Raw genomic sequence first — 7056 nt, forward strand, 5'->3', positions numbered from 1 at the left:
TGTAGGCGCCGGCTTGCCTGCGACGTGACGGTATCTGACTCCCCTATCGTCAGTGCCGCCCTGGTCGCCGGCAAGCCGGCTCCTACAGACACTGCGCAGTGGTTGACCCAAGGCATCTGTGATGAAATGCGACCCCACTCTCTATCGCGCCGCGCCGCCATCACTCGCCGTGAAACCCCGCCTGATCCGACATCTGTTCCTGCCGCCCCTGGTCATCCTGCTGATGATCGGCCTGGGCTACGTCGGGTTCTGGATCAGCGAGCACAACGGCATCCGCACCCTCGGCGAAAACGGCCAGCGCCAGCTGGAGCTGCATGCCCGCGCCGTAGAAAGTGAGATCAGCAAGTACACCTATCTGCCGAGCCTGCTGGAACTGGAATCCAGTGTTTCCCAGCTGCTGGGCGATCCTTCGCCGGAACACCGGCAAACCGTCAATCAATACCTCGAAGGCCTGAACCGCCGCAGCCGCAGCCGGGCCATCTATGTCATGGACACCACGGGCCGGGTGGTGGCCACCAGCAACTGGCGTGACGTCGACAGCTACCTGGGCGAAGACCTGTCGTTCCGGGCCTATTACCAGAACGCCGTGCGCGGCCAGCCCGGGCGCTTCTACGGCATCGGCAGCACCAACGGCGAACCTGGCTACTACCTGGCCCATGGCCTGGAAGAACAAGGCAAGATCATCGGCGTGGCGGTGGTCAAGGTACGCCTGGAGGCCCTGGAGGAACGCTGGCAGCGTGCCCGCCTGGAAGCCTTCGTCAGCGACGAGAACGGCATCATCATCCTGTCCAGCGACCCGGCGCGCCGCCTCAAGTCGGTCCGCCCGCTCAGCGACGACACCAAGGAACGCCTGGCCCGCAGCCTGCAATATTACTGGTTCCCCCTCAACGAACTGGAACCCCTGGCCCGGGAACGCCTGGCCGAAGGCGTGGAAAAGCTGACCTTTCCGGCCAACACCGAGCTGGTGTCCGACGAGAAAGCCATCAGCTACCTGTCCCAGACCCGGCCCCTGAGTGATACCCCCTGGAACTTCACCCTGCTCACCCCGTTGCAGGACCTGCGCCGCGAAGCCATCAACCAGGGCATCCTGGTGGCGGTGGCCTTTGCCCTGGTGGCCTTTCTGCTGATCGCCTGGAACGAACGGCGCAAGGTCATCGCCACTCGCCTGGCCGCCCGTGAAGCCCTGCAGGAAGCCAACAGCCAGCTGGAACGGCGGATCACCGAACGCACCGCCGACCTGCGGGCCAGCAACGAACGGCTCAAGGGCCAGATCCGCGAACGCCGCCAGGCCGAGGAAACCCTGCGCCGCGCCCAGGACGAACTGGTCCAGGCCGGCAAGCTGGCGGCCATCGGCCAGATGTCCACCAGCATCGCCCACGAGCTGAACCAGCCCCTGGCGGCCTTGCGTACCTTGTCCGGCAACACCGTGCGCTTCCTCGAACGCGGCGCCCTGGACACCGCCAGCGCCAACCTCAAGACCATCAATGAACTGATCGACCGCATGGGCCGCATCACCGCCAGCCTGCGCTCCTTCGCCCGCCGTGGCGACGACCAGGGCCAGGCCAGCCTGGACAAGGCCGTTGACGCAGCCCTGCAAGTGCTCAATGCGCGCCTCGAACCCCTGCCCCTGCAACTGCACCGCGACTTCACCGAGCAGACCCTGCAGATCGACCAGACCCGCCTGGAGCAGATCCTGGTCAACCTGATCGGCAATGCCCTGGATGCCATGCAGGCCCAACCGGAGCCGCAACTGTGGCTGGAGGGCGAATTCAGCGAGGGCAAGTACCGCCTGCGGGTGCGCGACAACGGCCACGGCATCGATCTTGAAGCGCGCAAGCACCTGTTCGAACCCTTCTTCACCACCAAACCCGGCGAGCAGGGCCTGGGCCTCGGCCTGACCCTGTCCGCCAGCCTCGCCGCCGCCACCGGCGGCAGCCTGGGGGTGGAACACCCGGCAAGCGGCGGCACCGCCTTTGTCCTCAGCTTGCCCCTGGCAAGCCCCACTCGAGCCGAGCCGATATGAACAACGAGCTGACCGTGCTGATCGTCGAAGACGACCCCCATGTCCTGCTGGGTTGCCAACAGGCCCTGGCCCTGGAAGACATTCCCTGCATCGGTGTGGGCAGCGCCGAAGAAGCCCTGGCCCAGGTCGGTGAAAACTTTCCCGGCATCGTGGTCAGCGACATTCGCCTGCCGGGCATCGATGGCCTGGAACTGCTGAACCGCCTCAAGGCCCGGGACCGCAGCCTGCCGGTGGTGCTGATCACTGGCCACGGCGATATTTCCATGGCCGTGGGCGCCATGCAGAAAGGCGCCTACGACTTCATGGAAAAACCCTTCTCCCCCGAGCGCCTGGTGGATGTGGCCCGCCGCGCCCTGGAGCAACGGGGCCTGGCCCGGGAAGTGACCTCGCTGCGCCGCCAGCTGGCCGAACGCAGTTCCCTGGAAGGGCGGATCATCGGCCGCTCGCCGGCCATGCAGAACCTGCGGGAGCTGATCGCCAACGTTGCCGATACCTCGGCCAACGTGCTGATCGAAGGCGAGACCGGCACCGGCAAGGAACTGGTCGCCCGTTGCCTGCACGACTTCAGCCGGCGCCACCAGCAGCAGTTCGTCGCCCTGAACTGCGGCGGCCTGCCCGAGAACCTCTTCGAAAGCGAGATCTTCGGCCACGAGGCCAACGCCTTCACCGGCGCCGGCAAACGGCGCATCGGCAAGATCGAGCACGCCCACCAGGGCACGCTGTTCCTCGACGAAGTGGAAAGCATGCCGATCAACCTGCAGATCAAGCTCTTGCGCGTGTTGCAGGAGCGTACCCTGGAGCGCCTCGGTTCCAACCAGAGCGTGGCCGTGGATTGCCGGGTGATCGCCGCCACCAAGTCGGACCTGGACGAAATGAGCCGGGCCAAGGAGTTTCGCAGCGACCTGTACTACCGCCTCAACGTGGTGACCCTGGAACTGCCGCCCCTGCGCGAACGCCGCGAAGACATCCTGCAGTTGTTCGAGCATTTCCTGCAGCAGTCGTCCCTGCGCTTTGACCGCGCGGTGCCGGAGCTGGACAACCAGACCCTGTCGACCCTCATGAGCCACGACTGGCCGGGCAACGTGCGCGAGTTGCGCAACGTCGCCGAACGCTTTGCCCTCGGCCTGCCGGCCTTCAAGAAGCCCGGCAGCAGTGTCGCCCAGGGGCTGGGCTTTGCCGAGGCGGTGGAAGCCTTCGAGCGCAACCTGCTCAACGATGCCTTGCAGCGCAGCGGCGGCAACCTGACCCAGGCCAGCCAGGAGCTGGGCATGGCCAAGACCACCCTGTTCGACAAGGTCAAGAAGTACGGCCTGAGCCACTAACCCAAGGCGCGAGTAACCATGGATCTATTGTTGAAGGCCGCCCTGGGCGCGGCGGTGGTGGTGATTCTGGCGGCCCTGGCCAAGACCCGGAACTACTACATCGCCGGCCTGGTGCCGCTGTTCCCGACCTTTGCCCTGATCGCCCACTACATCGTCGGCAAGGGCCGCTCCCTCGATGACCTGAAGACCACCATCCTGTTCGGCATGTGGTCGATCATTCCCTACTTCGTCTACCTGGCGACCCTGTATGTGATGGTCGACCGCCTGCGCCTGGAAGCTTCCCTGGCGGTAGCCGCCGTGGCCTGGCTGATCGCCGCGACCATCCTGGTCAGCGTCTGGGTGCGCCTGCACGCCTGAGCCCTGCCATTCCCGTAGGAGCGAGCTTGCTCGCGAAGCCTGCGCCGCGGTCTTTCACCGGCAACCCGGCAACGACCCTGGCCCGACCCTTGCATTTACCCGGCAAAGCCCGTCCAGCCTGCGTTCGAGCGGTATCACGCAGTTTTCTGGAGGGCGCTGCCATGGGTAAAGAACACTTTGAATATCTTAGATCTCGACCACAGCCTGACCGCCCAGGAGCCGATCATCCGACGCCTGAACAGCGGCCAGGCGCGGCGTCTCGACCTGCTGGACCTGGGGCCCAAGCTGCGCCTGTGGTCCACCGAGCGCACCTACCGTCACTTCACCGAACGCCTGCGCCAGCGGCCCCGCCACAGCGGCCCGCAGCCGGAAATCTTCTTTGTCGGCTCCGGTGACTATCACCACCTGACCCCGGCCTTTCTCGGCGACCTGCAAGAGCCGGTGAGCCTGATCCACTTCGACAACCACCCGGACTGGGTACGCCTGGCTCCGCGCCGGCATTGCGGCTCCTGGGTCAACCGGGCGCTGAAACTGCCGCACATCCAGCGCATCGTCACCCTTGGCCCCTGCAGCGAAGACCTGCACAACCCACAACTGCGCGGCGGCAATGTCGCCGCCCTCAAGCACGGCAAGCTGCAGCTGTTCCCCTGGCAGCACGCGCCGTCCAAGGTCTGGGGGCGGGTCGGCGACGGCGCCGGGCACCAGCAGCAGGAAAACCACCTGCATTGGCGCAACCTGGCGGAACTGGACTGGCAGGCCTTTCTCGAACAGATGATCGACAGCCTGCCCACCGAGGCGATCTGGATCACCATCGACAAGGATGTGCTGGCCAGCGAAGACGCCGCCACCAACTGGGACCAGGGCGGCATGCGCCTGACCCACCTGCTGCAGGCCCTGCGCACCCTGGCCGCGCGCAAGCGGATCCTGGGCATCGACGTCTGCGGCGAGTTCGCCCAGCCGGCCTTCAGCAACGCCTTCAAACGCTGGGAAGCCAAGTCCGACCAGCCTCCGGCCGAGCGCTGGAGCCAGGACGACCTGCTGCGCAACTCAGTGACCAATGAAGCCCTGATCTCGCTGTTCGAGGAGCTGTTCCCGTGACCCTGACCGTTGTTCTGCTGGTGGCCTTTTCCATTGTCCTGGACGTGGTCGGCCAACTCTGTTTCAAGCTCGGCCTGGACCGCCTGCCAGAGCTGGAAGGCGGTTTTCGCCTGAACGCTTTCTGGGGCCAGGTGTTCAACGCGCCCTTGCTGTGGTGCGGCATCGGCGCCTACGCCATCGAGTTCTTCGTCTGGCTCGAAGCCCTGTCCCGGGCGCCCCTGAGCCTGCTGTTCCCCGCGGCGGCCCTGGCCTATTGCGGCGTGGTACTGGCGGGCAAGGTGGTGCTGGGCGAGACCGTCAGCCGCCGTCGCTGGCTCGGCACCCTGGTGATCACCGCCGGGGTGATGCTGGTGTGCGTGGCCAGTACCTGAGCCTTGTTCAACGAATAGAAGGAAGCGTTTGATGAGTTCCAATACCTCCCACGGCTGGCTGCACGAGCGCCTGGGCACCATCGTGCTCTGGGCCCTGCTGATCGGTTTCGAGAGCGCCGGGCAGATCGCCACCAAGGTTGGCGGCGACCAGTTGGGCCAGATGGATTTCAACCTGCAGTGGCTGGCGGCGGTCGCGGTCAACCCCGGGGTGCTGATGGCGATTGCCTGCTATATCGGCGCGTTTTTCGTGTGGATGCTGATCCTGCGGCGCAGCAGCCTGTCCCTGGCCTTCCCCTTGAGCTCCCTGGTATTCGTGGTGGTGCTGCTGGGCTCGTGGCTGGGCCTGGGCGAGCAGATCAGCCTGCTGCACTGGGTAGGGGTCTTTGTGATCATCGGCGGGATTGCCCTCTTGGCGGAGGGTGAAGAGGCCTGAGGGCCTCTTTGCTACAGCGAAGGGATGTTGTGCATGAGCCGGCTTGCTGGCGAAGGCGATCTTGCCGGCCCCTTCGCTGGCAAGCCAGCTCCTACAGCCACGGGGTTTAGGCCTTGCGGTGGGACACCAGGAAACCCAGGCCGTGGGACACCGGAATCACTTTCACCCCGGCAGCCCGTTGCTGCTCGCGGATCTCGCGGTGGAAAGCCTTGACCTTGGTCCAGTGCATCTTCGGCCGGTAGTGATGCTCGGCGTGGTAGCCGTTGTTCATCCAGATCAGGTTGTACAGCGGGCTGTAGGAGCTCACGCCCCAGGCGATAGGCAGGTCCGGGTTGCCCCCCAGGTGCTCGTAGTAGCCATTGAGTGACGACAGTGACTGCCCCAGGTACCAGAACGGCAGCAGCACCAGCACCGCGTGCCAGTCATACAGCGCCAGAACCAGGTAGAAGGCGACCGTGACGCCGATTTCCACCTTTACCCAACGGGCATCATCAGGCCGCTTGCGCTGCATTTCCTGGTAGATCTCCTTGGGGTCGTCGCGGAAAAAGCTCAGGAAGGTGTAGGCCCAGGGATTGTCCGGCTGGCCATCCTTGCCATGCAGGTAGATGGAGAGCGGGTCGACGGTCTTGCCATTGGCGTCCGGCAGATCGGAGTTGCCCCGGTGGTGGCGGTTGTGGATGTCGCGGTACAGGGTCTGGGAAAAACCTATGGTCACCGACAGCAGCAGGTCGAAGCCGCGGTTCATCCACCCGGGGGTGAAATAGGCGTTGTGGATCTGGTTATGGGAAATGCTGTTGATGCTCCACGACAGGCTGACTGCGTAGAGCAGCGCCGCCGGCAGGATGACCCACCAGGACAGGGCGTGGAAATCCAGCACCAACCACAGCACAAAGGCGAAATGCGCCAGGGCCATGGCAATCGGGATCAGGTCCCAGAGGGAATAGGCGAGTAGACGATAGGCAGGTCGAGCCATGAAGAACTTCCTGAGAAATTGAATTCATGGCGACCATTGCAAAGGCCAGACCAGTTTTTGCTGTAGCCGCCCCAGGCCGTGCTCAGGCCTGGGCGGCGCCCCTCAGAACTTGTAGCTGATGGCGGTCTGCACCTGCCCCTGGTTGACCTCGCCCTTGTCGCGGACGATGGTGCTGTCCGCGGCGGAATTGACCAGCCGCGTCCAGCTGGCACTGGCCACCAGCGCCCAGTTGTCCCCCAGGGGGAAGTGGAAATTCTGGCTCAGGGTGAAGTTCTGCATGCCACCGCTGGCGTTGTACTGGCCAATGCCGGAAGCGAGGGACTCCTTGGCGTCGACGCCGAAGAAGGTCTGGCTCTGGCGGCCATCGGCGAAGTGCAGGGTCAGGTTGTTGCTGCCAATGATGCCCAGGCCCAGTTCACCGGTGATGCCGGAGTCGGCCATGGCGCCACTGGCGAGGGTCAGGGAGAGCAGGCCGGCCA

General features: G+C 64.9%; 8 protein-coding genes. 6 read left to right on the plus strand and 2 right to left on the minus strand.

The annotated features are described in order from the left end of the window. Positions 1 to 121: 121 nt before the first annotated feature. The 6 genes from ACUXVH_RS19135 to ACUXVH_RS19160 all read left to right on the plus strand — a co-directional run bounded on the left by ACUXVH_RS19135 (position 122) and on the right by ACUXVH_RS19160 (position 5604). Complete coding sequence (locus ACUXVH_RS19135) at positions 122 to 2023, plus strand: sensor histidine kinase (RefSeq protein WP_065365275.1); 1902 nt, start codon at positions 122 to 124, stop codon at positions 2021 to 2023. Further along, complete coding sequence (locus ACUXVH_RS19140; RefSeq protein ID WP_011063130.1) at positions 2020 to 3345, plus strand: sigma-54-dependent transcriptional regulator; 1326 nt, start codon at positions 2020 to 2022, stop codon at positions 3343 to 3345. Before ACUXVH_RS19135 ends, ACUXVH_RS19140 begins: the two co-directional genes overlap by 4 nt. 27 nt (positions 3346 to 3372) lie before the next feature. Beyond that, entirely contained in the window at positions 3373 to 3702 is a 330-nt protein-coding gene (locus ACUXVH_RS19145) for a GlpM family protein (RefSeq protein WP_169892259.1), read from the plus strand. Positions 3703 to 3879: 177 nt separating this feature from the next. Continuing rightward, positions 3880 to 4800, plus strand: a complete 921-nt coding sequence (locus ACUXVH_RS19150; protein WP_011063132.1) for an arginase family protein — start codon at positions 3880 to 3882, stop codon at positions 4798 to 4800. After that, positions 4797 to 5171, plus strand: a complete 375-nt coding sequence (locus ACUXVH_RS19155) for a transporter (protein WP_011063133.1) — start codon at positions 4797 to 4799, stop codon at positions 5169 to 5171. Before ACUXVH_RS19150 ends, ACUXVH_RS19155 begins: the two co-directional genes overlap by 4 nt. Before the next feature lie 31 nt (positions 5172 to 5202). Further along, positions 5203 to 5604 (plus strand): EamA family transporter, encoded by a 402-nt coding sequence (locus tag ACUXVH_RS19160; RefSeq protein WP_011063134.1) that lies wholly within the window; start codon positions 5203 to 5205, stop codon positions 5602 to 5604. 106 nt (positions 5605 to 5710) lie between these two features. Here ACUXVH_RS19160 and ACUXVH_RS19165 read toward each other — a convergent pair whose 3' ends face one another. Together ACUXVH_RS19165 and ACUXVH_RS19170 are read right to left on the minus strand one after the other, a co-directional pair. Then, entirely contained in the window at positions 5711 to 6577 is an 867-nt protein-coding gene (locus ACUXVH_RS19165; protein ID WP_065365274.1) for a fatty acid desaturase family protein, read from the minus strand. Positions 6578 to 6679: 102 nt separating this feature from the next. Then, positions 6680 to 7056, minus strand: a 377-nt coding sequence (locus ACUXVH_RS19170) for a MipA/OmpV family protein (protein WP_445495659.1), incomplete at its 5' end; no start/stop codon positions are given.

The sequence above is a fragment of the Pseudomonas sp. 8(2025) genome (assembly GCF_052665325.1).

Bases quoted from the DNA above. Each gene is read 5' to 3' on its own strand.
- ACUXVH_RS19135 (WP_065365275.1), top strand. From the start codon at position 122: ATGAAATGCGACCCCACTCTCTATCGCGCCGCGCCGCCATCACTCGCC.
- ACUXVH_RS19140 (WP_011063130.1), top strand. From the start codon at position 2,020: ATGAACAACGAGCTGACCGTGCTGATCGTCGAAGACGACCCCCATGTC.
- ACUXVH_RS19160 (WP_011063134.1), top strand. From the start codon at position 5,203: ATGAGTTCCAATACCTCCCACGGCTGGCTGCACGAGCGCCTGGGCACC.
- ACUXVH_RS19165 (WP_065365274.1), bottom strand. From the start codon at position 6,577: ATGGCTCGACCTGCCTATCGTCTACTCGCCTATTCCCTCTGGGACCTG.